This window comes from Kitasatospora sp. RG8, assembly GCF_017813315.1.
Classification (GTDB): Bacteria; Actinomycetota; Actinomycetes; order Streptomycetales; family Streptomycetaceae; genus Kitasatospora.
The window spans coordinates 20,452-44,665 of record NZ_JAGIYX010000025.1; the positions used below are offsets into that span (position 1 = coordinate 20,452).

Consider the following 24,214-nt stretch of genomic DNA (forward strand, 5'->3'; position numbering starts at 1 on the left):
GATGACGAGTGACGACGCAGGACGGTGTTGCCGTCCTGGTGGGAAGTGCGGGAGGACCAGTGAGTGGAGCCACGGGTGCTGCGGGAGGAGCCACCGGCGGCCGTCCGGGCGCAGCACAGGGCGGCGGGGGCTACGGGGTGCCGCAGCCGCCGGCCGAGCACCCGGCTTCGTCCACCTCGCTGATGCCACCGGTCGGTGCGGCGGGTCAGGGCGGCGGGGCGACGTACGGCGGCCAGCCGGCCACGCCCCCGCCGTCGGCGGGCGGGTTCTCGCAGCCGACCACGTACGCCAAGGGGCAGCCGACGCCGCCCCGGGGCACCCGGGTGAGCGGTAACACCCCGCCCGGCGGCACGCCGGTCCCCGGCGGTGCCCCGCGCCGTCCGGCCGCCGCGCCGGCCGCGGCCGGGCCGGGCCTGGGCCGGACCCGCAAGGCCCGGCTGCGGATCACCAAGGCCGACCCGTGGTCGGTCATGAAGGTCAGCTTCCTGCTGTCGGTGGCGGTCGGGATCATCATCATCGTGGCGGCCGCCGTGCTGTGGATGACGCTGGACTCGCTCGGGGTCTTCGACTCGCTGACCAAGACCCTCAAGGAGGTCACCGCCGGCGAGGCCCCCAACAGCGGCATCAACCTGATGGACTACGTCGGGTTCGGCAAGGTGATGACCTTCACCTCGCTGATCGCCGTGGTCGACGTGGTGCTGCTGACCGCGCTCTCCACGCTCTCGGCGTTCATCTACAACGCCGCGGCCGGCTTCACCGGCGGCATCGAGCTGACCCTGGCCGAGGAGGACTGACCTCGGGCCGGGAGGAGCCGTTTCCGGCCACCGTGGCCGGTGGCTGACCCCAGGTCAGAAATTCCCCGGTGTACGGAATGAGCGGGCCCCGCAGGCTGTTCCAGCCTGCGGGGCCCGTCGGCGTTCGGGTGACAGCCGACCCCCGCGGCGTGCCGCCCGGATCGGCGTCCGCCACGGTGGGATTTGCTGGGTGCGCTCGTGTCGAGTTTCCGAGTGCCGCAGGCCGCCCCCCGGTCCGAACGGCCGGGGAGGGCACGGCTGTGCAGGTACGGCTGGACGGAGGCGCGCGATGGCTCAGCTCGCAAGGCAACTGGTCGAGGCCCTGGAGGGGCTCCTGGGGGCCCCGGTGCCACTGCGGGTACAGGTCTGGGACGGCAGCACGGCCGGGCCGCCGGGGGCGCCCACCGTCGTGCTGCGCAACCGCCGCGCGCTGCGCCGCCTGCTCTGGCAGCCGGGCGAGCTGGGCCTGGCCCGGGCCTACGTATCGGGCGACCTGGAGGTCGCGCCCGGGACCGACCTCTACGAGGTGCTGACGGCGGTCGCGCACTTCTCCGAGCGCCCCGAGATCCGGCTGCTCCGGCTGGGCCCGGCCGACGTGCTCGGCCCCAAGGGCCGCGCGGTGCTGCGGGCCCTGCTGCGGGCCGGTGCGCTGGGCCCGCAGCCCACCCCGCCGCCGGAGGAGGCCAGGGCGGTCCAGGGGCGGCTGCACAGCCGCAGCCGGGACCGCGCGGCCATCAGCCACCACTACGACGTCGGGAACGACTTCTACGGCCTCGTCCTGGGCCCGTCGATGGTGTACTCCTGCGCGTACTGGGCGCCCGCCGCGAAGAGCCTGGAGGCGGCGCAGGAGGCCAAGCTCGACCTCATCTGCCGCAAGCTCGGCCTGCGGCCGGGGATGCGGCTGCTGGACGTCGGCTGCGGCTGGGGCTCGCTGGTGCTGCACGCGGCCGCGCACTACGGCGTCACGGCGGTCGGCGTCTCCATCTCCGAGGAGCAGGTGGCGCTGGCCCGCCGGCGGGTCGAGGAGGCCGGCCTCGCCGACCGGGTGGAGATCCGCCTCCAGGACTACCGGGAGGTCCCGGACGGCCCGTTCGACGCGATCTCCAGCGTCGGCATGGCCGAGCACGTCGGCACCGAGCAGTACCGGGTCTACGCCGCGGGCCTGTACCGGCTGCTGGTGCCCGGGGGCCGCCTGCTCAACCACCAGATCGCCCGCCGTCCCAACCACCCGGGTGAGCCGTACCGCCCCAGCCCCTTCATCGACCGTTACGTCTTCCCTGACGGCGAGCTCTCCCCCGTCGGTTCCACGGTGGCCCGGCTGGAGGAGGCCGGCTTCGAGGTGCGCGACGTCGAGTCGCTGCGCGAGCACTACGGGCTGACCCTGCGCGAGTGGGTGGCCAACCTGGAGGTGCGCTGGACGGAGGCCGTCCGGCTGGTCGGCCGCGGCCGGGCCCGGGTCTGGCGGCTCTACATGGCGGCCTCCGCGCTCGCCTTCGAGGAGAACCGGATCGGCGTGAACCAGATCCTCGCCGTCCGCACCGGCCCCGAGGGCGCCGCCCGTCTCCCCGCCACCCGCGAGGAGTGGCTGCTCCGTCCCGCCACCGCCCCTCACCAGCAGACCCCTGCCGCGAGCCCCGCCGGACCGGATTTTGGAGATCGGCCGTCGGTCCGCTAATCTTTCAGTGCGGCAAGGGCCTATAGCTCAGACGGTTAGAGCGCTTCCCTGATAAGGAAGAGGCCACAGGTTCAAGTCCTGTTAGGCCCACCACCGCGAAGGGCCCGGAGCGATCTCGCTCCGGGCCCTTCGGCGTTCCCGGGGGCCCGGAGGAACTGCGTGCCGTGCCCGGGAGTTCTCCGGTCGGTGGGGGCGGACGGGCACGGCGGGCGGTGACGGCATGGCGTTGTTCTGGGCGATGAGCATTCCCGGGCTGGTCTGCGCGCTGGTCGTGCTGGCCTTCGTCGACCAGACGGCACTGTGGGCGCGGAAGTCGCGCTGGATCCCGTGGCGGGGAACGGGCCGGGAGGGGCAGGTCTCGGCGACCGGGTTCGAGCAGCTGCACGCGCAGTTCGCGGCGGGCAAGCAGCACGAGCTCGACGAGCGGCGCAGCACCCTGATGCTGCGCGACGAGGAGGGCGAGGGGGCGCCGCCGAGGACCAGGGTGGACCTGGCGGCCGGTACCGCCGTGGTGGTGCCGCCGGCGCGGGACTAGCCGCCGAGGGCCTGCGCGGGCCGGTGGACGACCCGTGCGGGGCGGGCCGGGGACCCCGTCGGGCCGGGCTCGGGCCGGGCCGACCGTACGACAGAAGGTGCGGCGTCAATCCTCCGGCCGGACCGGTCGGTTGGAGGCAGCGGCGGCTGGTCACGATTGGGACACCGGTGTGTATCATCGGCCGCAAGGGCAGTCTGGCACCCGGCAGCCCGTTCGTGCTCGTAACAAATCATGGACTCGTCGGCCCGGCCATCCGGTCGGAGCACGGCTGTTGAGTCCGCTACGCAAGAAGGACGAGGTCCCGCGGTGAAGAAGCTTCTCCTGGTCGCCCTGGTCGCCCTCGGCGGCTTCTTTGTCTACCGTCAGGTCCAGGCGGACCGCGCCGAGCAGGACCTGTGGACCGAGGCCACCGACCCGGTCCCGGCCGGTCGCTGAGGACCCGGACGATCTGACGATCGACGATCTTCGGAGGCGCCGCACGGCGTCTCCCGGGTCGGCCGGCCCGGTCGGGTGACCGGGGCGGCCGGCTTTCCCGGCACCGTCGGGGCGTGAGGTTCCGGGGAGGGCGTGGGATTCCCGCCGGAACCCGGTACGCTAGTGCCCGACGGTGCGCACAGTGCCGTCGAGGGGCTTTAGCTCAGTTGGTAGAGCGCTGCCTTTGCAAGGCAGATGTCAGGAGTTCGAGTCTCCTAAGCTCCACAGTGGAACAGCCGATCGGCCGCCGACCTGAATCCGGGTCAGCGGCCGATCGGCGTTTTCGGGTGTGCTGGACACCCGGGGCGGGCCGGTCAGTGCGGCTTGCGCGGGTCGTGCGGCTTGGGGCGGTCGTCGTCGGGGGCGGGCTTGCCGGGCGGCGGGCCGGGCTTGGGGGCGGTGGTGCCCGCCTCCGCGTGGGGGCCGGCGGCGTCGGACCCGGTGCCCGAGCCGTTCATCTGGGCGTCGGTCTGGCCGGCGCTGCCCGAGGCGTGGGCGCCGGAGTTGCGGGACGTGGTGGCCGTGGCGCCGGTGGCCGCGGTCCGCTCGGGGGCCGGGGGCTCGACCAGCCACTCGGGGTTGCTGTGGTGGCGCCACCACTGCCAGGCCACGATGCCGCTGCCGATCGCGAGGGCGCCGGCGACCGCCAGGCCGGTGGCCCAGCCGCTGCGGTGCTCCCTCCTGGCGTTCCGGGCGGCGAGCTCGCTGATCTCGGCGGAGGTGACGTTGCCGTGCAGGGCGGTCAGCGCGGCGGCGCCGCGGGTCTGGGCCTCCACCGCCACGGGGACGACGGTGGCGCGGGCCTCCTCGACGGCCTGGACGACCCTGGGGCCGATCGTGGTCCGGGCCTGGTCGGTGGCGCGCGCCGCGGAGAGCCGGGCGGCCAGGGCGGCCTCCTGGGCGCGGTGCAGGGCCTTGAGGGCGTTCTGCTGGGCCTCGGGCGGCAGGCTGGCGAAGGCGTGACCGAGCTGCGGGGCGACGTGCTTGACGTACTGGACGCGGGCGCTGTGGGCGGCGTGGGCGGCCTTCGGCCCGACCGCGTCCAGGGCGGGGCCCAGCCGCTGCTTGGCGCCGTCCGCGAGGTGCACCGCGGTCACCTTGGCGGTCACGGCGTAGGGCGCGAGGGTGTCCCGGGTCTTTCCGGCCGTCTCACGAGCTGAGTCCAAACGGGTCACGAGTCTCTCCTCCTGGGTGGCGTCCTATATGCACATATCCACCTGAATGCTGATCATGCATGGTGATTTGTCCCGCAGCACTCCGGGATGGGCCGTACGCGGGGCGGTGCGGGCGGAGGGAGGCCGGGGGGCGGCGCCGAAGGAGACCGGTACGGCGACGTGGGGCGGGGCCGCCCGGGGCCGATCCCGTCGCAGTACGCTGGCGATGCCGGTGTACCCCGTTCGGCGGGGCGCCGCCGGGATTGCGTAGCAGGCGTGCGAGAAGGGGAAACCGCTGATGCTCCCGGACGAGCCCAGGCCGCCGACGGACCGGACCCCGGGGCCCGGGGGAGGCCTGGCGCACTGCTACCGCCACCCCGGGCAGGAGACGGGCATCGGCTGTTCCCGCTGCGGCCGGCCGATCTGCCCGCAGTGCATGGTGAGCGCCTCGGTGGGCTTCCACTGCCCGGAGTGCGTCCAGGGCGCCAACCGCGAGGTCCGGCAGGCCACCACCCGGTTCGGCGGGCAGCTGACCGCGGACGGCGCGCTGGTCACCAAGGCCCTGATCGGGGTCAACCTGGTGGTCTTCGTCCTCGCCGCCTACGTGCTCAAGCCGTGGCTGTCCGAGGACCTCTCGCTGTTCAGCGTGGGCCCGCAGATCACCGGGTTCCCGTACGGCGTCGCGGCCGGACTGGACCAGTGGTACCGGCTGCTGACCGCGACCTTTTTGCACGTCGAGCCCTGGCACATCGCCACCAACATGGTGATGCTCTGGGTGATCGGCCCGCCGCTGGAGGCGGCCCTCGGCCGGGTCCGCTTCCTGGCGGTCTACCTGGTCTCGGGCCTGGCCGGCAGCGCGTTCGCCTTCCTGCTGGCCGGCGGTTTCATGAACTCGCTGGGTGCCTCCGGCGCCATCTTCGGCCTGCTCGGCGCCACCGTGGTGATGTACAAGCGGACCAGGATGCCGCTCGGCCCGGTGGTCGCGCTGCTGGTCTTCAACCTGATCGTCACCTTCTCGGTGAGCGGCATCGACTGGCGCGCGCACCTCGGCGGGCTGATCGCCGGGACGCTCACCGCGATCGGCCTGATGTACGCCCCGCCGGCCCGCCGGCTGCCCGTCCAGACGGTGACGGTGGCCGCGATGGCGGGCCTGGTGCTGGCGATGGTCCTGGTCGGGATGGCCCGCTACGGCGGGTGACGCGCCCGGACGTTTGTCCACAGCGGGTGGGAAGTCGTGCACAGCCAGTTGGGCGAGTGCCCTGTGGACTGCTGTTCTACGCGTGTCCCGCTGTGCCTATTCGGCATTCGGGGGACGGCGCGCGGGGGTGTGGAAAGGGCGCGCGGCGCAGGTTATCCACAGGCCGGGAGGACTTTTCCCCAGTGTGGATAACCATGTGGATAAGCGCGATAAGCGGGATAACCGGATGGTGGAACTCCGGGCGCACGGCCGCGTCCGGGCACACCGCAGCGCCGCCCCGGGCGGAAGTCCTCCCGGGACGGCGCTCGCGCGCTCAGGGCTGGAGCCCCGTCACTTCCACTGGGTGGAGACGCCGAACCCCGCCGCGATGAAGCCGAAGCCCACCAGGATGTTCCAGTTGTGCCAGCTCTCGACCGGCCAGCTGCCACTGGTCACGTAGTAGGTGACGATCCACACCAGTCCGACCAGGAACAGGGCCAGCATCAGGGGGGCAACCCAGCTGCGGCCCGTGCTGATCTTCACCGCGGCGGCCGTGGTCGGCGGGGTGTAATCGGACTTCTTGCGGAGTCGAGACTTCGGCACGAGGAGCTCTCCTGTCGATGCGCTGTGAGACCGCGCAGGGGTTCAGCGGGGGTCGGGCGGCCGGCGATGGCGGTTGTGGAGAACGCTATGGGGACCGCCCCCGCACATGCCACCGGCGTCCGTTAGCGTAGTGGCTCGGCGGGTCCGAAGGAGATAAGGGTACGGTGACTAATTTGTCGATTCCCCCTCGGCCTGCCGGTAGTCGCTCCTCCGGCACCCGAATTGTCGGCCGTGCCCTGACCTGCGCCGTTTTCGCGCTCGCCGGACTGCTCTTCTACATCAGCGCGCAGACCGCCCGCGGGACCGACCTGCGCACCGACAACTCGCTGCTCAGCCTCAGCGACGTGATACGCCAGCGCAGCGCGCAGAACCAGCAGTCCCAGGCGCAGCTCGCCGATCTCCAGGCCCGCTCGCAGGAGCTCACCGAGCAGCAGGGCGGCAACCCCGCCGACGTCTCCCGGCAGGACGCGCTCCGGCAGGGCGCCGCGCTGGAGCCGCTCCAGGGGCCCGGCCTCACCGTGACCCTCAACGACGCCCCGCCGAACGCCACCGCGCGCATCCCCGGGGTGCCCGAGCCCGGCGTCAACGACCTGGTCATCCACCAGCAGGACATCCAGGCGGTCGTCAACGCGCTCTGGCGGGGCGGCGCGGAGGGCGTGCAGGTGATGGACCAGCGGCTGATCTCCACCAGTGCCGTCCGCTGCGTCGGCAACACCCTGCTGCTGCAGGGCCGCGTCTACTCGCCGCCCTACGTGGTGAAGGCCGTCGGGAGGACGGACGCGCTGCGGACGGCGGTCGAGGCGGACCCGACGATCCGCAACTACCTGCAGTACGTGCAGGCGTACGGGCTGGGCTGGAAGGTCCAGGAGAGCGGCGACCTCACCGTGCCCGGCTACTCCGGCACCGCCGACCTGCGCTCGGCGGGCGGCCAGTAGCGCGCGCCCCGCGCTCGGGTGCCAGTGCGGGAAGCCCGCCCCGCGGCCCCGGATCACGGGTCTACTCTTGACCCCAGTCTGTTACGTCGAGGGAGCACCATGTACGGCTGGATCTGGCGTCACCTTCCGGGGAACACCCTGGTCCGGGCCTTCATCTCGCTGCTCCTCGTCCTGGGGCTGGTCTACCTCCTCTTCACGTACGTCTTCCCGTGGGCGGAACCGCTGCTCCCCTTCGGCGACGTCACAGTGGACGGCGGCGACGGCGCCGCGGGCTGACCCGGCGGCACTGCTCCTCCTCCCAGCCCCCGCATCCCACGGAGATAGCGCGCGAATGACCACCCAGCCGAGCCAGCCCCGCATCCTGGTCGTCGACAACTACGACAGCTTCGTCTTCAACCTGGTCCAGTACCTCTACCAGCTCGGTGCCACCTGCGAGGTGGTGCGCAACGACGAGGTGACGGTCGAACACGCGGTGCGCCGCGACGGCGGGACGGGCTTCGACGGGGTGCTGCTCTCCCCCGGGCCCGGTGCGCCGGAGGAGGCCGGGGTCTGCATCGAGATGGTGCACCACTGCGCGGGCATCGGGCTGCCGGTCTTCGGCGTCTGCCTGGGCCTGCAGTCGATCGCCGTCGCGTACGGCGCGGTGGTCGGCCGGGCGCCCGAGCTGCTGCACGGCAAGACCTCGCTGGTGGACCACGAGGACGGCGGGGTCTTCGAGGGCCTGCCCTCGCCGCTCACCGCGACCCGGTACCACTCGCTGGCGGTCGAGCCGGCCACCGTGCCGGACGAGTTGGTGGTCACCGCCCGGACCGGGAGCGGCGTGATCATGGGCCTGCGGCACCGTGAACTGCCGGTCGAGGGGGTGCAGTTCCACCCGGAGTCGGTGCTCACCGAGGGCGGGCACCGGATGCTGGCCAACTGGCTGGCCGAGTGCGGCGATCCGCAGGCCGTCGGCCGTTCGGCCGGGCTCGCCCCGGTGATCGGCCGGGGCTGAGCGGCGTGACCGCGGTGCGTCCGGAGGGGCGTTACCAGTCGGGGGCGGGCCCGCACGAGGGCGGCCGGTACGGCTACTCCCAGGGCCACGGCGGCCCGTACGGGCCGGAGAACCCGCAGTACGGCGGGCCCGGGGCCGACCGGCAGCACCAGCAGCACCAGCAGGACGGCCACTTCCAGCAGGGGGGCCAGCAGGGCGGCCAACAGGGGGGCCAGTACCGGCAGGACGGCCAGTACGAGCAGTACGACCCCTACCAGGCGCAGCAGCCCGCCCAGGGCGGGGCCGAGGACGGCTGGGGCGTCTACGAGCAGGCCGGGCCGCCCGGGCAGCCCCAGGAGCCCCTGGAGCCCCGTCAGGACGGCTCGGGAGGCCCCGACGCGGCCGGGGTGCCCGACGGCCCCGGTCAGCCCGAGTACCCCTGGCTGGCCGACCAGACGCTCCAGCTGCGGCTCCTGCCGGCCTCCGCCGGTGCGGCCGGGCCGCCGCCCGGCGGCCGGGCGGAGCGTCGGCGGGCCGCGCAGGGCCGGATGGCGGTGCGTTCGGGCGGCGGTCGACGCCGCGCGAGCGGCCGGGCAGGCGCCGGGGGAGCGGCACGCCCCAAGGAGCCGGTGGCCGTGGTGGCCGCCCGGTTCGTCGGCGAGCTCTGCATCACGCTCGGCCTGGTGATGCTGCTGTTCGTCTCCTACCAGCTCTGGTGGACCAACGTGCAGGCCGACGCGGCCGCCGACGGCGCCCGCAACCAGCTGGAGCAGCAGTTCGGCTCCCCCCAGCCGGCGCCCGGCGCGTCCGGGCAGCCGGCGCCGGACCCGGCCAAGCCCGAGACCTTCGAGCCCGGCAAGGGCTTCGCGATCGTCTACCTGCCGAAGCTGGGCCTGAAGTTCCCGATCGCCGAGGGCACCTCCAAGTCGGCGGTGCTCGACAAGGGCCTGGTGGGCCACTACACCGGTACCGGGATGCCGGCCGACAAGACCGGCAACTTCGCGCTCGCCGCGCACCGCAACACCCACGGCGAGCCGTTCCGGCACATCAACCAGCTCACCAAGGGCGACAAGGTCGTGGTGGAGACCGCGACCGCGTACTACACGTACGAGGTCACCGGCGGCATCCCGGAGACCCCGCCGTCCAACGTGAGCGTGATCAAGCCGGTGCCCAACGGCTCCGGGTACAACCAGCCCGGCCGGTACATCACGCTGACCACCTGCACCCCGGAGTTCAGTTCCAAGGCCCGGCTGATCGTCTTTGGCAAGATGATCGAGGAACGGCCGCGGAGCCAGGGCAAACCGGCCGGGCTCACGGCCGGCTAGCGGCCGCGGCAGCGCGGTGCGGCGGCGGACGGCCGCCGCACCGGTCGACAGGGACGAGGGGGAGCACAGTGACCCAGGACGCGACGGCGCAACCGGTGGCCGAGGAGGCCTTCCCGCCACCGCCTCCCCCGCCCCGCGGCCGGGCCCGCGGCCGCGCGCTGGCCGCGCTGGGGGTCTTCGGCGAGCTGCTGATCACCCTCGGCCTGGTGCTGGGCCTGTTCGTCGCGTACTCGCTCTGGTGGACCAACGTGCAGGCCGACGCCTCCGCGGACCGGGCCGCCGACCGGCTGCGCAGCTCCTGGGCGGCCGGCCCCACCGCCGCTCCCACCACTCCCGCCGCTCCTGCCCCGGCCTCCCCGGGGGCGACGGCGTCCCCCGGGGCCACGGGAACGCCGGGCCCGGCCTACGCTGCGGGTGAGGGCGTCGGGTTCCTGCACGTCCCGGCGATGGGCCGGGACTACCAGGTGCTGATCCGGATGGGTACCGACACCGACACCCTGGCCGAGGGCGTCGCCGGGGTGTACGAGCAGCCGTACCGCGCGGCGATGCCGTGGGACGAGACCGGCAACTTCGCCCTGGCCGCGCACCGGGACGGCCACGGGGCGAAGTTCCACGACCTGGACGCCGTCCACAAGGGCGACGCGATCGTGGTCGAGACCAAGGACAAGTGGTACGTCTACAAGGTCGACAACACCCTGCCGGAGACGTCCAAGTACGACACCGGCATCGTGGCGCCCGTCCCCAAGGGCTCGGGCTACCAGGGCCCGGGCCGGTACATCACGCTGACCACCTGCACGCCGGTCTACACCTCGCGCTACCGGATGGCCGTCTGGGGCAGCCTGGTGCGGGTCGACGAGATGGACGCCAAGCGGACGCCCCCGCCGGAGCTGCGCCACTCCTGAGCGCCCGCCGGAGCCGCGCCGCTCTCCCGAGCACCCGCCGGAGCGCCCGCCGGAGCTGCGCCACTCCTGAGCGCCCGCCGGAGCCGCGCCGCTCTCCCGAGCACCTGTGGGAACGCCCGAGGGCCCGTCGCAGCGATTGCGACGGGCCCTCGGGCGTTGCCTCAGAGCCAGGGGAACCAGGGCTTAGTTGTTTCCCCCTTTGGGGAGGGTGGCGGATGGGGTGGGGGTGTCCCCTTTGGCAGGCTCCGCCGGCTTGGTCATCAGGATCACCTGCGTGTTCGGGTCCAGCTGGGTGCCCGCCGGCGGGTTGGTGCCCAGAACCACCGAGTTCGGGTCCTGCGGGCCGACGACGCTGTAGCCGAGGCCGGCCTTCCCCAGCTTCTCGATCGCGTCCTGGAGCTTCTGGTTCTGCAGCGGCGGAACGGTGGCCTTGTCCGGTGCCTTGAGGACGGTCAGGACGATCTTCGCGTTGGCCGGGGCCTTGCTGTTGGCCGGGACCGACTGCGAGAGGACGGTGTTGACCTTGGTCGGGTCGTTGGTCGTCGCGGTCTTCGAGGCGTCGACCTGGAAGCCGGCACTCTCCAGCGCGGCCTGCGCGGCCTCCTTCTGCTGGCCGACCACGTTGGGCACGGTGACCTTGGTCTTGCCCTGCGACACGGTGAGCTTGACCGGAGCGGTCGGGTCACCGGGCGCGCTGGCCGCCGGGTCCTGGGCGGTGACCGTCTCCTGCGGAGCGGTGTCGTCGTCCTTGTACTCGGTGGTGACGTTGGTGAAGCCGGCGTCGGCGAGTGCCTTGGTGGCCTGGTCCTTGGTCTTGCCGACCACGTTCGGCACGTTCGCCTTGGCCGGGCCGGAGGAGAGCTGCACCGTGATCACGGCGCTCTCGGCGACCTGGTTGCCGGCCGTCGGGGTCTGGGTGCAGACCTGGTCCTTCTTGACGGCGGCGTCCGGGCAGGCGATCTTCTCGCCCTCGGTCACCACCAGCTTGGGACCGGCCTGCTGGGCCGCGGTCTTGGCGTCCGCCAGGCTCTTGCCGACCAGGTTCGGCGCCGTGACCTTGGGCGCGTCCTTCTTCTCGTCCTTCTTGTCGCTGAACATCGCCTGGGCGACGAAGAAGGTGCCGACCAGGACCAGCACGGCGGCGACCGCCAGCACGATCCAGGAGGTGTTGCTCTTCTTCGGCGGCTCCTCGCCGCGCCGGCCGCCGCGGCCGTAGCCGTCGTCGTAGCCGTCGTTGCCGCCGCCCTGCCCGCCGGCGTAGGTCTGGCCGTAGCCGTCGTCCGGGTAGCCGGGCTGCTGGCCGTAGCCGGGCTGGCCGCCGGCCTGCGGCAGCACCGTGGTGGGGCCGCCGGGCTGCTGCTGCGGCAGCACGTTGGTCTGGCCGTACGGGTCGTGCTGCTGCGGGTAGCCGTTCTGGTCGTAGCCGTACCCGGCCCCGGCGCCCATGCCGTACGCGGCGGCCTGCTGGGCGGCGGCCACCGGCAGGCCGTCGAGGAAGCGCTCGATGTCGTCGCGCATCTCGTCGGCGCTCTGGTACCGGTAGTCGCGGTCCTTGGCGAGCGCCTTCAGCACGATCGCGTCGATCTCGGGGCGGACCTCGGGGTCGAAGGCGGACGGCGGCTGCGCCTCCTCCCGGACGTGCTGGTACGCCACCGCGACCGGCGAGTCGCCGACGAACGGCGGGCGCACGGTCAGCAGCTCGTACAGCAGGCAGCCGGTGGAGTAGAGGTCCGAGCGGGCGTCGACCTGCTCGCCCTTGGCCTGCTCGGGGGAGAGGTACTGGGCGGTGCCGATGACGGCGGAGGTCTGCGTCATGGTCATGCCGGCGTCGCCCATCGCCCGCGCGATGCCGAAGTCCATGACCTTGACGTTGCCCTGCCGGGTCAGCATGACGTTGGCCGGCTTGATGTCGCGGTGCACGATGCCGGCCCGGTGCGAGTACTCCAGGGCCTGGAGGATGCCGATGGTCATCTCCAGCGCGCGCTCCGGCAGCAGCCGGCGGCCGGAGTGCAGCAGCTCGCGCAGGGTCGACCCCTCGACGTACTCCATCACGATGTACGGGATGGAGATCCCGTCGATGTAGTCCTCGCCGGTGTCGTACACGGCGACGATCGCGGGGTGGTTCAGCGACGCCGCCGACTGTGCCTCACGACGGAAGCGGGCCTGGAAGGACGGATCGCGGGCCATGTCGGCCCGGAGCGTCTTCACTGCGACGGAACGGCCGAGCCGGGTGTCATGGGCGAGGTACACCTCGGCCATGCCGCCGCGTCCGAGGACGCCGCCGAGCTCGTACCTGCCGCCTAGGCGGCGAGGCTCTTCCATAGTTCCGACCCTCTCCCTCACCCGCCGGTGAGGTTGTGACGTAGGTGTCCCCGCACGCTCCGAGTGACGCCGGCCCGGCCCCGGGTGGTTCTGCGATCAGGACCCTGTGACGCCTCGCGGGCGGCAACGGGCACACCCGCTGCTTGCGGATACGCTACCGCCCGGACCGCGCCGGACCGGAGTCGGCCGTCGGCCGATACCAGACCGGTATCCGGACGGGGGTGCCGATCGTGACATTCCACTCAGTCGCGGCCGCTCCCTACTTGCCGAGTGCGGCCTGCATCACCGCCTTGGCGACCGGTGCGGCCAGCCGGCCGCCGCTGATGCCGTCACGGTTGTTGGAGCCGTCCTCGACCACGACCGCCACCGCGACGGACTGGCCGTCGGCGGTCTTGGCGTACGAGGTGAACCAGGCGAACGGCAGTCCGGAGTTGTCCTCGCCGTGCTGGGCGGTTCCGGTCTTGCCGCCGACGGTCAGGCCCGGGATCCTGGCGTTCTTGCCGGTGCCGTTCTCCACGACCGAGACCATCATGTCCTGGAGCTTCTGCGCGGTCGCCGGGCTGATCGGCTGCGAGAACTGCTTCTCGGTGTGCTTCGAGATGGTGGTCAGCGAGGCCGAGCGCTCCTGGTCGACCAGGTACGGCTGCATCAGCGAGCCGTTGTTGGCGATGGCGGCGGAGACCATGGCCATCTGCAGCGGGGTGGCCCGGGTGTCGTGCTGGCCGATCGAGTCCAGCGCGACCCCGTCCGGGGTGGAGTTGGTGGGGAAGACGCTCTTCTCGGAGCGGACCGGGGTGTCCACCGTGCTGTTGAAACCGAACTTCTCGGCCTGCGCCCGCATCTTCTCCTTGCCGAGCTCGGCGCCGATCTTGCCGTACACGGTGTTGCACGACCAGTCCATGGCGACCTTGACCGTGGCGTTCTCGCAGGGCTCGTTGTCGCTCTCGTTCTTCAGCTCGGTCTTGGTGCCCGGCAGGAGGTACGACTTCGGGGTCTGCGTCTGGTCGTCGACGTTCTGGAACACGCCGTTCTCGAACGCCGCCGCCGCGGTGACCAGCTTGAAAGTCGAGCCGGGCGGGTACGTCTCGCGCAGCGCGCGGTTGAGCATCGGCTTGTTCGGGTCGGCGTTGAGGTCCGTCCAGGCCTTGGAGTCGGCCGACTCGCTGCCGGCGAAGACCCCGGGGTCGTAGGACGGGGTCGAGACCAGCGCCAGGATCGCCCCGGTGCGCGGGTCGAGGGCGACCACCGCGCCCTTCTTGTTGCCGAGGCCGTCGAAGGCCGCCTTCTGGGCCTTGGCGTTGATCGTCGTGACGACGTCGCCGCCCTTCTTCTGCTCCCCGGTCAGCATGTCCAGGGTGTTGCGGAAGAACAGCCGGTCGTCGGTGCCGGAGAGGATGCCGTCCGACAGCTGCTCCAGCTGGCTGGAGCCGAAGGACTGCGAGGAGTACCCGGTCACCGGCGCGTACATCGGGCCGTCGACCCAGGAGCGCTTGTACTTGTAGCGCAGGCCGTTGACGAAGTCGGACTGGGTGATCGGCTGCCCGCCGACGATGATGTTGCCGCGCGGGTGGGCGTACCGGTCGTAGACCTGGCGCTTGTTGTTCTTGTTGGTGGCCCAGGCGTCGGCCTGGACGCCCTGCACCCAGTTGGTGCGCACCATGAGGGCCAGGATCAGGACGAGGCAGAAGATCGAGACCCGGCGGATCGGCTTGTTCACGAGACGGGTCCCCCCTGGAGCTCGGGCGTCGGGGCGGGTTCCACCCCGGGTCGGCGGGCGCTGTCGCTGATCTTCAGCAGGATCGCGACGAGGGCCCAGTTGGCGACCACCGAGGACCCGCCCTGGGCGAGGAACGGCATGGTCATACCGGTCAGCGGGATCAGGCCGGTGACACCGCCCGCCACCACGAAGACCTGGAGCGCCATGGCCGAGGAGAGGCCGACGGCGAACAGCTTCCCGAACGGGTCGCGGGCGGCGACCGCGGTGCGCAGGCCGCGCTGGACCAGGAGGCCGTAGAGCATGAAGATCGCCATCAGGCCGGTGAGCCCCAGCTCCTCGCCGAAGGAGCCGAGGATGAAGTCGCTCTTGGCGGCGAAGTCGATCAGCCAGGAGCGGCCCTGGCCGAGGCCGGAGCCGGTCACCCCGCCGGAGCCCAGCGCCATCAGCGACTGGCCGATCTGTTCGGTCGAGCCCGGTGGCGGTTTGGGCGAGAAGGCGGCCATCGGGTCGAGCCAGGCGTCGATGCGGGTCTTCACGTGGCTGGCCGTGGAGGCGACCAGGGTGGCGCCGCCGACGGACATCAGCAGGCCGAAGATGATCCAGCTGGTCCGCTCGGTGGCGACGTAGAGCATCACCACGAAGAGGCCGAAGTACAGGAAGGACGAGCCGAGGTCGTTCTCGAAGATCAGGATCAGCAGGCTGAGCAGCCAGATCACGATGATCGGCCCGAGGTCGCGGCCGCGCGGCAGGTAGAGGCCCATGAAGCGGCGGCTGGCCAGGGCCAGGGCGTCGCGCTTCACCATCAGGTAGCCGGCGAAGAAGACGGTCAGGATGATCTTGGCGAACTCACCGGGCTGGATGGAGAAGGCGCCCATCCGGATCCAGATCTTGGCGCCGAAGTCCTCCTTGCGGGCCGGGAAGAAGGCCGGCGCCGCGAGCAGCACCAGGGCCGCCGCCATCGAGATGTAGGTGTAGCGCTGGAGGACCCGGTGGTCCTTCAGGAAGATCATCACGAAGATGAAGAACGCCACCCCGAGGCCCGACCACATCAGCTGGTTGGCGGCCGCGGGGTAGTTGTTGTGCAGCAGCTTCCCGGCCTTGTCGAGCCGCCAGATCATCACCACGCCGAGCCCGTTGAGGAGGGTGGCGATGGGCAGCATCAGCGGGTCCGCGTACGGCGCGAAGCGGCGCATCAGCAGGTGGGCGATCAGTGCCAGCGCGCCCATGCCGAGGCCGTAGCCGAGCATGCCGGCGGGCAGCGAGTCATCCATCGCCAGGCCCACGTTGGCGTACGCCAGGACCGGCAGCACCACCGCGAAGGCCAGCATCGCCAGCTCGGTGTTGCGCCGGTTGGGCGTGCCCTGGGGGGAGATGGTGGTGTTGCCCCGGCGCCGGGAGGACGCGCGGTCGGCCGGAACGTTCCCGGCCCGGCGGTCACCGGACCGGTTGTCCGAGCCGCTGCTCACGTCGGAGGTGCTCATGCGCCCACCCCGATCCGCTCGGCAGGGGTCTGTGACCGCACGCGCCCATCGTTGATTCGCTCGCTTCGCTTGCTCACTTGGTGGCCGCTCCCTGACGGCCGGCAGGCCCGCTCCGGGCGGGCCTATGTCGGGTCGCGGCCGTCACGGCTTCGGGCAGGAGTCGGCCCTCTGCCGCTCCTCGTCGCTGAGACCGGGCAGGTCGCTCTGCGGCCCGGTGGCCGGAGCGGCGGCGCTCTGGCTGGGGGCAGCCGCGCTCGGGGTCGGTGTCGGGGTGGGGGTGGGGGTCGCGCTGGGCGCGGCCGCCGGTCCCCGGACGGTGGCGGAGGGGCTGGGCGTGCTGGCCGTCACGAACCCGACGTGCGCCACCGCCGCGGCGGGCGTGGCGCCCGGCTGCCCGGTGGTCGGGGTGCCGGGGGCCTGGTTGGCCGCGCCGGCCCGGATGTCGGCGACCTTGTGGCAGAACGCGGCCTGTTCGCCGAGCTTCTTCGCCTTGTCGTCGGCGTCGCCGAAGCTGCTGGCCGAGATGGTGTTGGTGACGTGGGTGCGCTGGTCCTGCGGCAGGTACTTGAGTTCGACGTCCTTGTACGACGTGTGCACCGAGGACAGGCTGAGGCCGGCCAGGCTCTGGTTGAGGCCCTGGTAGACCGCGACGTGGTCGCCGTCCACACCGACGTAGTACTGGTCCTGGGTCCACTGGTAGCCGAAGAACCCGGCGCCGCCGAGCAGACCCAGGGTGACCAGGGCGACCACCGAGAGCTTGAGCGCCTTGCCCTTGCGCTTCGGCCGCTCCTCGTCGTCGAACTCCTCGGTGCCGTACACCGGGGGCTCGCCCGCGCCGTAGCCCTCGGCCGGGCCGAAGCCGGCCGGGGCCGCGCCGTAGCCGTCGTAGCCCTCGGCGGGGCCGAAGGCACCCTGCGGGGAGCGCCCGAGGCCGGCCGCCCGGCCCGCCGGGGTGTCGCGGATCGACTGGTCGGTGGCGGCCGAGGACGGCGGGGTCTCGGCGACCGCGCCGACCACCACGGGGACGTCGTTGAACTGGCCGCTCAGGGTGTCCGTGACGCCGACGTCGATGACGTCCGCCACGATGCAGGTGATGTTGTCCGGGCCACCGCCGCGCAGCGCGAGCTGGATCAGCTCCTGCACGGTCTGCTCGGGGGAGTAGAAGCTCCCGAGGGTGTCCTGGAGGGTCTGGTGGCTCACCGGGCCGGAGAGGCCGTCGGAGCAGATCAGGTAGCGGTCGCCGGCCCGGACCTCGCGGATCGACAGGTCGGGCTCGACCTGGCCGCGGCCGTCCAGCGCGCGCATCAGCAGCGAGCGCTGCGGGTGCGTCTCGGCCTCCTCGGGCGTGATCCGCCCCTCGTCGACCAGCCGCTGCACCCAGGTGTGGTCCTGGGTGATCTGCACCAGCGAACCGTCCCGCAGCAGGTAGGCGCGGGAGTCGCCGACGTGCACCAGGCCCATCCGCTGCCCGGTCCAGAGCATCGCGGTGAGGGTGCAGCCCATGCCCTCCAGCTGCGGGTCCTCCTCGACCATCTGCCGGAGGCGGTCGTTGGCGCCCTGGACGGCGTCGCCGAGCAGGGTCAGCAGGTCGGCGCCGGGCACGTCCTCGTCCAGGCGGACGATCGAGCCGAGCACCTCGGAGGAAGCGACCTCGCCGGCCGCGGCGCCGCCCATGCCGTCGGCCACGGCCAGCAGCCGCGGCCCGGCATAGCCGGAATCCTCGTTCCCCTCCCGGATCAGCCCCTTGTGGGAGCCGGCGGCGAAGCGCAGCACCAGGGTCATGCGACCTGAGCCCCCCTCTGGGTCATGGACGGGATGCTGTCCCTCATGCGCTACTACTTCCGCAGTTCGATGACGGTCCTGCCGATACGGATCGGCATGCCAGGCTGGAGCGGCGTCGGCGCCGTGAGGCGCTGCCGGTCCAGATAGGTGCCGTTGGTGGAGCCTAGATCCTCGACCGTCCACTGCCCAGTCTGATCCGGATAGATCCTGGCATGCCGGGAGGACGCGTAGTCGTCGTCCAGCACGATGGTGGAGTCGTGCGCGCGGCCCAGAGTGATGGTCTGGCCCTGCAGCGCGACGGTGGTTCCGGCCAGCGATCCCGCCACCACGACCAGCTGGGTCGGGGCGCCACGGCGGCGCCCGCCGCCCTGGGTCTGCTGCGCCGCGGGGGCACCGGACGGGCCCTGCGGGGCGCGCCCGGGTGCGGGGGTCGGCGCAGCGGCCGCCGTGGCGGCACCGCCGCGGCGGGAGGACCGGGGGTTCACCCTGGTCCCGAACAGGTCACTGCGGATCACCTGGACCGCGACGATGACGAACAGCCACAGCACGGCGAGGAAGCCCAGCCGCATGACCGTGAGGGTCAGTTCTGACATGGCCGGCCCGCCCGTGTGTGAGCGAAGCGCGCGAACAAATCGGACACTACCCTTCGACCTGTCGGTAGACGATGGTGGTGGAGCCCACGACGATTCGAGAGCCGTCGCGGAGCGTAGCGCGCTGGGTGTGCTGTCCGTCCACCACGATGCCGTTCGTGGACCCCAGGTCGAGCACCATCGAGGGCGTTCCGGGCCGGATCTCGGCGTGCTTGCGGGAGACCCCGGGGTCGTCGATCCGCACGTCGGCCTCGGTGGAGCGGCCGAGCACGCAGGCGTTCCCGGTGATCTGGTGACGGGTGCCGTTCACCTCGATCCAGCGGCGGACCGAGGTGCCGTGGCCGGCGCCCGGGAACGGGCGGACGTTGCCGCCGGCGGGGGCGGGCGGGCCCGGGGGCATGGCAGGGGGCGCGGCCGGGGGCGGGGGCGCGGCGTAGGGGGCGGCGCCCTGCTGCTGCCACGGCGCGCCGGGGGCCGGGGCGGCCGGCGGGCGGCCGTAGCCGCCGCCCTGGGTCGGCTGCGCCGGGGCCTGCTGCTGCGGCTCCTCGGCGGCCAGGGTGCGGCTGCGCACCCGGTACAGGCCGGTGTCCAGGTCGTCGGCCTTCTCCAGGTTCACCTGGAGCGTGCCCATGAAGGTGTACCGCTGGGCCTCCGCGTACTCGCGGACCATGCCGGCGAGCTCGCTGCCCAGCTGGCCGGAGTAGGGGCTCAGGCGCTCGAAGTCGTGCGGGCTCAGCTCGACGATGAAGTCGTTGGGCACGACGGTGCGGTCGCGGTTCCAGATGCTCGCGTTGTTGTCGCACTCGCGCTGCAGCGCACCGGCGATCTCCACGGGCTGGACCTCGGACTTGAACACCTTGGCGAAGGTGCCGTTGACGAGACCCTCAAGTCGCTGCTCGAACTTCTTCAGCACTCCCATGGGGCACCCCCTTCCAGGGTTCGTTCGCCTGCCTGCCGACCGGATTCCGGGAAGAGCCCGGTCGCGCCTACTTGCGGTACTTCCGTACTGATCGTATCCACGCCGGGGCCATCCGTACGGTTCCCCGACCGTGTGGTGACCGGGGGTGGGCTCGGACACACAGGGTGACGCATCCCGGCGACAACATGCCAGGGCTACCCGCCGGAAGGGGCCGCCATCCCTCGCTCGCCTGTTCGCCGGGCATCCGTTCGGATGCGCTCGGCCTCCCCCGGAAACGGATTCGGAGGTGACCCGCAGGTCGTGCTACTGTTTTCCACGTCGGAAGGGGCGCCCGCAAGGGAGCCGGATCGAAGAACCGCGAAGGCCACATGGTACCGAGCGGGTCGGCTGATCGGCTGGCAACCACGACAAACACCCATGCGCGGGTGGCGGAATAGGCAGACGCGCTGGATTCAGGTTCCAGTGCCCGAAAGGGCGTGGGGGTTCAACTCCCCCCTCGCGCACAGCGAAGCCCCGCAGATCTTCGGATCTGCGGGGCTTTCTCGTTCTCCGGTGGGACTCGGTGGGACTCGGGGGGCCCGGGGAACCGGGCCCGTGCGCCGGCCCCGGGGGCTCCGGAGCCGGCGATCTGCGCCGGGGCCTCAGCCCCGGCTGGCGGGGAGGTCCGCGCGGACCTCGAAGCCGCCGTCGGCGGTCGGCCCGGCGGTCAGGGTGCCGCCGAGCAGCTGGGCGCGCTCGCGCAGGCCGACCAGGCCGTGGCCGCCGCCCGGCAGGATCTCGGCGGGCAGGCCCGGCGGGGCGTCGTTGCGGACCTCGACCCGCAGGCGGCGGCCCCGGGACCGGACCTTCACGTGCACGGCGGCTTCCGGGGCGTACTTGGTGATGTTGGTGAGCGCCTCCTGGACGGTGCGGTAGGCGGCCCGCTCGACCGCCTCCGGCCACGGCCGGTCACCGGGGGACAGCTCGGCCTCGGCGGCCAGGCCGCTCTCCTCGATCAGCCGGGGCAGGTCGGCCAGCCGGGGCTGCGGGGCCAGCGGGGCGTCCGGGCGCGGGGAGGCGGCCCGCAGCACCCCGACCATCTGCCGCAGCTCGTCGAGGGTGCGCACGGAGAGCTCCCGGATCGTCCGGGCGGTGGCCACGGCGGCCGGGTCGGTGGTGCTGACCTGGAGCGCACCGGCCTGGATGCTGATCAGGCTGACCTGGTGCGAGACCACGTCGTGCATCTCCCGGGCGAGCCGGCCGCGCTCGCTGACCAGTACCCGCTCGGCGAGCAGCCGGCTCTCCCGCTCCTGGCCGCGGGTCAGTTCGTCCAGCCGGGCCGCCAGCTCCCGCCTGGTCCGGGAGAGCAGTCCGGTGGCGGCCGGGCCGGCCGCCAGCATCACGGACTGGATGGCGTACAGCGCGGTCTCCCGGCCGAGCGTGAAGTTCTGCTCGGAGAGCGGCCAGTGGAAGAACTCGACCAGGGCGAAGAGGGTCGCGCAGGGCACCACCACGCGCGGGGCGGGGCGCTCGGCGGCCACGGTGTAGACGGCGGTTATCGGCGCCAGCCAGATGTCGTCGAAGTAGCTGCCGGGCATGGTCAGCAGCAGCACGGTGACCGGGAAGCGTCGGCGCCAGAGCAGGACGACGGCGGCGAGCACGGAGAGCAGCACCTGCCACCAGGGTGCGTCCCGGGCCACCAGCGCGGCGTCCACCAGGGAGTAGAGGGCCGGCAGGAGCAGCATCAGCCACGGTGCGGTGAGCCAGGCCGGCCACCGTCTGGCGGGGAGCGGTTCGGTCGTCATGCCCCGTCGCCGGGCTTCGGCCGGACCAGACCGGCCCGGTGGGCGATGACGGCGGCCTGCACCCGGTTGGCGGCGCCGAGCTTGCCGAGGATCGCGCTGATGTGGTCCTTGACGGTGCCGGTGCCGAGGAAGAGGCGGTCGGCGATCTCGGCGTTGGACAGGCCCTCCCCGAGCAGCGCCAGCACGTCGAGTTCGCGGCCGGTGAGGGTGCGGGCCAGCGTGGCGGCCTCGGCGTCCGGTCCGCCACCGTCCACGTAACCGCCGATCACGGTGCGGGTGACGGTCGGGGAGAGGATGTTGCCACCGGCCGCGAGCACCCGGACGGCGTGCACCAGCTGCTCCGGGGCGGTGTCCTTGAGCAGGAAGCCGGACGCGCCGGCGCGCAGCGCGGTGCCGATGTACTCGTCGGTGTCGAAGGTGGTGAGCATCGCCACCGCCGGCGGGTCGGGAAGGGCGCGCAGCCGGCGCAGCACGGAGATGCCGTCCAGGTCGGGCATCCGGATGTCGAGCAGCACCACGTGCGGGCGCAGGCGCTGGACGCACTGCTCGGCCTGGCCGCCGGAGCAGTCGCCGACCACGTCCAGGTCGGGGGCGGAACCGACGATGAGGCCGAGGCCGGAGCGGACCAGGATCTCGTCGTCCACGATCAGCACGCGGGTGGTGGTGATGGTCCCTCCTCGGTTCGGGCGGCCGGGCGGGCCGGTCCGCTCGATGCAGTCTCGCTGAGCTGTTTCGAGACTAGGGCGTGACGGCCCGGGGTGCCGAAACGCGCACGGCCGGGACCCCCGCCGTTCGGCGGGGGTCGGAATCGGCTACCTGGTTCACGCAATTCTCACTCCGGGTGGGGAACCATGGTGTTGGCTGCCCCTTTGCGGTTCTTCGGCCGCGGTGTCGGGCCGCTGCCCAGTCCGCCGGGCCTGTGCGGGCGCCCGGCGCCGGGCCGTGTGCGGATGCGCCCCACCACCTGATCGTTTGGAATTGAGCTGTGTCGTCCACTGTGAAGCCGGAGCCGTCCGCCGAGCCCGGATCCGCCGCGCTGAGCGAGCGCTGGCGGCCGCGGGCCGCCGCGGCCACCGTCTGGTACCTGCGGCTGCTGGCCCTGCTGAACCTGGTGACGGTGTTGCTGGCGCCGTTCCGGAACCAGGTGACCGAGCACAACGAGGGCGAGTACTTCACCCCGTACCTGCTGACCGCCGGCCTGAGCAGCGCGGTGCTGTCGGTGTTCCTGGCGATCGCGATGCGGCGGCGCAAGCGGGCTGCGTGGATCTTCAACACGGCGCTGGCCGGGCTCTTCGCGGTGCTCTACCTGATCGCCATGGTGCTGCCCGGCGAGCGGTTCAACCACCACGTGCTGAACTACGTCTCCACCGTGCTGACCTGCCTGTTCGTGCTGGCACTGCTGGTCGGGCGGAAGGAGTTCACCTCCAAGGGCGACAGCTCCAACCCGAAGACCGCGGCCGCCACCTTCGTCGGCGGCCTGGCCCTCGGCGGCCTGCTCGGCTCGCTGCTGGTCTGGCTGAACAACGACCTCACCGGCGCCCGGTTCTGGGACTACTTCCGCTACTCGGTCGGCCGGATGATCACCATCACGCCGTCCCAGCACCTGCGCTCGGTGATCGACGCGCCGACCTGGGTGAACGCCGTCATCAACGCGATGGGCGCGGTGCTCTTCCTGCTGGTGCTCTACGTGGCGTTCCGCAGCCCGAAGGACAAGGAGCTGCTGACCGCCGAGGACGAGGAGAGGCTGCGCGGGCTGCTCGACAAGCAGGGCGAGCGGGACTCGCTCGGCTACTTCGCGCTGCGCCGGGACAAGGCCGTGGTCTTCTCCCCCAGCGGCAAGGCGGCGGTGACCTACCGGGTGGTCGGCGGTGTCTCGCTGGCCTCGGGCGACCCGATCGGGGACCCGGAGGCCTGGCCGGGCGCGATCGACGCCTGGCTGTCCGAGGCCCGCGAGCACGCCTGGGCGCCGGCCGTGATGGGCGCCTCCGAGGAGGCCGGGGTGATCTACGCCCGGCACGGGCTGGACGCGCTGGAGCTGGGCGACGAGGCGATCGTCGAGCTGGACGAGTTCTCGCTGGACGGCCGGGCGATGCGGGTGGTCCGCCAGGCGTACAACCGGGTCAAGCGGGCCGGGTACACCGTGCGGATCCGCCGGCACGAGGCCATCCCGGAAGCGGAGATGGCCGAGCTGGTGGCCAAGGCCGACCAGTGGCGCGACGGGGCGACCGAGCGCGGCTTCTCGATGGCGCTGGGCCGGCTCGGCGACCCGGGCGACGGGCGCTGCGTGATGCTGGAGTGCCACGACGGGGACGGCGAGCTGAAGGCGCTGCTCAGCTTCGTGCCGTGGGGCGCGGACGGGCTCTCGCTGGACCTCATGCGCCGGGCCCGGGACACCGAGAACGGGCTGATGGAGTTCATGGTGATCGAACTCCTCCAGCGGGCGGAGGAGGTCGGACTGGCCCGGGTGTCGTTGAACTTCGCGATGTTCCGCTCCGTTTTCGAGCGTGGTTCGAAACTCGGTGCGGGGCCGGTGCTCCGGCTCTGGCGCTCGGTGCTGGGCTTCTTCTCCCGCTGGTGGCAGATCGAATCGCTGTACCGGGCCAACGCCAAGTACCGGCCGATCTGGGAGCCGCGCTACCTGCTCTTCGAGAAGAGCAGCGAGATTCCGCGGATCGGCATCGCCAGTGCGCGCGCGGAGGGCTTCATCACCGCGCCGAGCCTGCCCGCCCTGTTCCGTCGTCGGCACTCCGGAGCCGCGGTCGTCGCCGCTCCCCGGGTGCCGGTGACGGCGCGGGACGGGAAGGGGTAGTCCCTCCGCCGGGGGGCGGAGGGTGCCGGTCGTCCGGATGGGGGTGTTTCAGGGGTTTATCTCCCCCCAGAGGATGACGGCGATCAACATTTATGCCGATGTGGATTGATTAACCGGCTTCTAATGTTGGAGTGGTCGGGGAAGGCGTTCCGGCTTCGGGGATGGCTTCGGGGATTTGGAGAGACGGTCGTGATTCACAGGACCCACGCGGGGGGCGTGCGAAAGGGGCCGCTGGCTATTGCCGGTGCGGCCGCTGTCGCCGA

21 protein-coding genes and 3 tRNA genes are annotated in these 24,214 nt (G+C 72.2%); 14 read left to right on the top strand and 10 right to left on the bottom strand.

Going from position 1 to position 24,214, the window contains the following annotated elements; genetic code table 11:
- The first annotated feature begins 59 nt into the window (after nt 1-59).
- The 6 genes from J5Y04_RS29660 (at nt 60) to J5Y04_RS29685 (ending at nt 3,703) form a co-directional block, all read left to right on the top strand.
- A complete protein-coding gene (locus tag J5Y04_RS29660) occupies nt 60-794 on the top strand; it encodes a DUF3566 domain-containing protein (RefSeq protein ID WP_307853369.1) in 735 nt (244 codons plus the stop codon).
- Nucleotides 795-1,083: 289 nt separating this feature from the next.
- On the top strand, nt 1,084-2,469 hold the full coding sequence (locus J5Y04_RS29665; RefSeq protein ID WP_209415488.1) for a cyclopropane-fatty-acyl-phospholipid synthase family protein: 1,386 nt from the start codon (nt 1,084-1,086) through the stop codon (nt 2,467-2,469).
- Between the two features lie 16 nt (nt 2,470-2,485).
- A tRNA-Ile gene (locus tag J5Y04_RS29670) sits at nt 2,486-2,562 on the top strand.
- Between the two features lie 127 nt (nt 2,563-2,689).
- A complete protein-coding gene (locus tag J5Y04_RS29675) occupies nt 2,690-3,004 on the top strand; it encodes a DUF6191 domain-containing protein (protein ID WP_209415489.1) in 315 nt (104 codons plus the stop codon).
- A 306-nt stretch (nt 3,005-3,310) separates the two neighbouring features.
- Nucleotides 3,311-3,439 carry a DLW-39 family protein gene (locus tag J5Y04_RS29680; protein WP_014137031.1) on the top strand — a complete coding sequence of 43 codons (129 nt, stop codon included), beginning with the start codon at nt 3,311-3,313 and terminating at the stop codon, nt 3,437-3,439.
- Between the two features lie 191 nt (nt 3,440-3,630).
- A tRNA-Ala gene (locus tag J5Y04_RS29685) sits at nt 3,631-3,703 on the top strand.
- Nucleotides 3,704-3,792: 89 nt separating this feature from the next.
- Here the strand turns inward: J5Y04_RS29685 and J5Y04_RS29690 are convergent.
- Nucleotides 3,793-4,653, bottom strand: coding sequence for a DUF5324 family protein (locus J5Y04_RS29690; protein WP_209415490.1), 861 nt, complete (start codon nt 4,651-4,653; stop codon nt 3,793-3,795).
- Between the two features lie 277 nt (nt 4,654-4,930).
- On the opposite strand from J5Y04_RS29690, the gene J5Y04_RS29695 reads away from it, so the two are divergent.
- Complete coding sequence (locus J5Y04_RS29695) at nt 4,931-5,830, top strand: rhomboid family intramembrane serine protease (protein ID WP_209415491.1); 900 nt, start codon at nt 4,931-4,933, stop codon at nt 5,828-5,830.
- Nucleotides 5,831-6,160: 330 nt separating this feature from the next.
- Here the strand turns inward: J5Y04_RS29695 and crgA are convergent, their stop codons facing one another.
- Nucleotides 6,161-6,412, bottom strand: a complete 252-nt coding sequence (crgA, locus tag J5Y04_RS29700; RefSeq protein WP_209415492.1) for a cell division protein CrgA — start codon at nt 6,410-6,412, stop codon at nt 6,161-6,163.
- 173 nt (nt 6,413-6,585) lie between these two features.
- Between crgA and J5Y04_RS29705 the strand changes: the two genes are divergently transcribed.
- The 5 genes from J5Y04_RS29705 (at nt 6,586) to J5Y04_RS29725 (ending at nt 10,547) form a co-directional block, all read left to right on the top strand.
- Nucleotides 6,586-7,347, top strand: a complete 762-nt coding sequence (locus J5Y04_RS29705; protein ID WP_374106134.1) for a DUF881 domain-containing protein — start codon at nt 6,586-6,588, stop codon at nt 7,345-7,347.
- A gap of 99 nt (nt 7,348-7,446) precedes the next feature.
- On the top strand, nt 7,447-7,623 hold the full coding sequence (locus J5Y04_RS29710; RefSeq protein WP_174315663.1) for a hypothetical protein: 177 nt from the start codon (nt 7,447-7,449) through the stop codon (nt 7,621-7,623).
- Between the two features lie 55 nt (nt 7,624-7,678).
- Nucleotides 7,679-8,341 (top strand): aminodeoxychorismate/anthranilate synthase component II, encoded by a 663-nt coding sequence (locus tag J5Y04_RS29715; protein ID WP_148643810.1) that lies wholly within the window; start codon nt 7,679-7,681, stop codon nt 8,339-8,341.
- A gap of 5 nt (nt 8,342-8,346) precedes the next feature.
- Entirely contained in the window at nt 8,347-9,645 is a 1,299-nt protein-coding gene (locus J5Y04_RS42250; protein WP_307853370.1) for a class E sortase, read from the top strand.
- 68 nt (nt 9,646-9,713) lie between these two features.
- Nucleotides 9,714-10,547, top strand: a complete 834-nt coding sequence (locus J5Y04_RS29725) for a class E sortase (RefSeq protein ID WP_374106135.1) — start codon at nt 9,714-9,716, stop codon at nt 10,545-10,547.
- Between the two features lie 183 nt (nt 10,548-10,730).
- Here J5Y04_RS29725 and pknB read toward each other — a convergent pair whose 3' ends face one another.
- The 6 genes from pknB to J5Y04_RS29755 form a co-directional block, all read right to left on the bottom strand.
- Complete coding sequence (pknB, locus tag J5Y04_RS29730; RefSeq protein WP_209415493.1) at nt 10,731-12,869, bottom strand: Stk1 family PASTA domain-containing Ser/Thr kinase; 2,139 nt, start codon at nt 12,867-12,869, stop codon at nt 10,731-10,733.
- Between the two features lie 259 nt (nt 12,870-13,128).
- A complete protein-coding gene (locus J5Y04_RS29735; protein WP_209415494.1) occupies nt 13,129-14,586 on the bottom strand; it encodes a penicillin-binding protein 2 in 1,458 nt (485 codons plus the stop codon).
- Nucleotides 14,583-16,067: an FtsW/RodA/SpoVE family cell cycle protein gene (locus J5Y04_RS29740; RefSeq protein WP_148643807.1), complete on the bottom strand. Its 1,485-nt coding sequence runs from the start codon at nt 16,065-16,067 to the stop codon at nt 14,583-14,585. The genes J5Y04_RS29735 and J5Y04_RS29740 overlap by 4 nt, the downstream gene beginning before the upstream one ends.
- A 141-nt stretch (nt 16,068-16,208) precedes the next feature.
- Nucleotides 16,209-17,849 (bottom strand): PP2C family serine/threonine-protein phosphatase, encoded by a 1,641-nt coding sequence (locus tag J5Y04_RS29745; RefSeq protein WP_209415495.1) that lies wholly within the window; start codon nt 17,847-17,849, stop codon nt 16,209-16,211.
- A gap of 53 nt (nt 17,850-17,902) precedes the next feature.
- Complete coding sequence (locus tag J5Y04_RS29750; RefSeq protein ID WP_209415496.1) at nt 17,903-18,442, bottom strand: FHA domain-containing protein; 540 nt, start codon at nt 18,440-18,442, stop codon at nt 17,903-17,905.
- A 46-nt stretch (nt 18,443-18,488) separates the two neighbouring features.
- Nucleotides 18,489-19,358, bottom strand: a complete 870-nt coding sequence (locus J5Y04_RS29755) for a DUF3662 and FHA domain-containing protein (RefSeq protein WP_148643804.1) — start codon at nt 19,356-19,358, stop codon at nt 18,489-18,491.
- Nucleotides 19,359-19,777: 419 nt separating this feature from the next.
- Between J5Y04_RS29755 and J5Y04_RS29760 the strand changes: the two genes are divergently transcribed.
- A tRNA-Leu gene (locus J5Y04_RS29760) sits at nt 19,778-19,861 on the top strand.
- A 138-nt stretch (nt 19,862-19,999) separates the two neighbouring features.
- On the opposite strand, the gene J5Y04_RS29765 is transcribed toward J5Y04_RS29760, so the two are convergent.
- Nucleotides 20,000-21,142, bottom strand: coding sequence for a sensor histidine kinase (locus J5Y04_RS29765; RefSeq protein WP_245205695.1), 1,143 nt, complete (start codon nt 21,140-21,142; stop codon nt 20,000-20,002).
- On the bottom strand, nt 21,139-21,789 hold the full coding sequence (locus J5Y04_RS29770; protein ID WP_307853376.1) for a response regulator transcription factor: 651 nt from the start codon (nt 21,787-21,789) through the stop codon (nt 21,139-21,141). Before J5Y04_RS29770 ends, J5Y04_RS29765 begins: the two co-directional genes overlap by 4 nt.
- Before the next feature lie 338 nt (nt 21,790-22,127).
- Here J5Y04_RS29770 and J5Y04_RS29775 point away from each other — a divergent pair, with 338 nt between their 5' ends.
- Nucleotides 22,128-23,951, top strand: coding sequence for a phosphatidylglycerol lysyltransferase domain-containing protein (locus J5Y04_RS29775; protein ID WP_374106136.1), 1,824 nt, complete (start codon nt 22,128-22,130; stop codon nt 23,949-23,951).
- The last annotated feature ends 263 nt before the right edge of the window (nt 23,952-24,214 follow it).

Excerpts from the sequence above, each read along its gene's own strand:
- pknB (WP_209415493.1), bottom strand. The coding sequence starts at position 12,869 with ATGGAAGAGCCTCGCCGCCTAGGCGGCAGGTACGAGCTCGGCGGCGTC.
- J5Y04_RS29710 (WP_174315663.1), top strand. The coding sequence starts at position 7,447 with ATGTACGGCTGGATCTGGCGTCACCTTCCGGGGAACACCCTGGTCCGG.
- J5Y04_RS29665 (WP_209415488.1), top strand. The coding sequence starts at position 1,084 with ATGGCTCAGCTCGCAAGGCAACTGGTCGAGGCCCTGGAGGGGCTCCTG.
- J5Y04_RS29765 (WP_245205695.1), bottom strand. The coding sequence starts at position 21,142 with ATGACGACCGAACCGCTCCCCGCCAGACGGTGGCCGGCCTGGCTCACC.
- J5Y04_RS29745 (WP_209415495.1), bottom strand. The coding sequence starts at position 17,849 with ATGACCCTGGTGCTGCGCTTCGCCGCCGGCTCCCACAAGGGGCTGATC.
- J5Y04_RS29750 (WP_209415496.1), bottom strand. The coding sequence starts at position 18,442 with ATGTCAGAACTGACCCTCACGGTCATGCGGCTGGGCTTCCTCGCCGTG.
- J5Y04_RS29715 (WP_148643810.1), top strand. The coding sequence starts at position 7,679 with ATGACCACCCAGCCGAGCCAGCCCCGCATCCTGGTCGTCGACAACTAC.
- J5Y04_RS29695 (WP_209415491.1), top strand. The coding sequence starts at position 4,931 with ATGCTCCCGGACGAGCCCAGGCCGCCGACGGACCGGACCCCGGGGCCC.
- J5Y04_RS29740 (WP_148643807.1), bottom strand. The coding sequence starts at position 16,067 with ATGAGCACCTCCGACGTGAGCAGCGGCTCGGACAACCGGTCCGGTGAC.
- J5Y04_RS29755 (WP_148643804.1), bottom strand. The coding sequence starts at position 19,358 with ATGGGAGTGCTGAAGAAGTTCGAGCAGCGACTTGAGGGTCTCGTCAAC.
- J5Y04_RS29675 (WP_209415489.1), top strand. The coding sequence starts at position 2,690 with ATGGCGTTGTTCTGGGCGATGAGCATTCCCGGGCTGGTCTGCGCGCTG.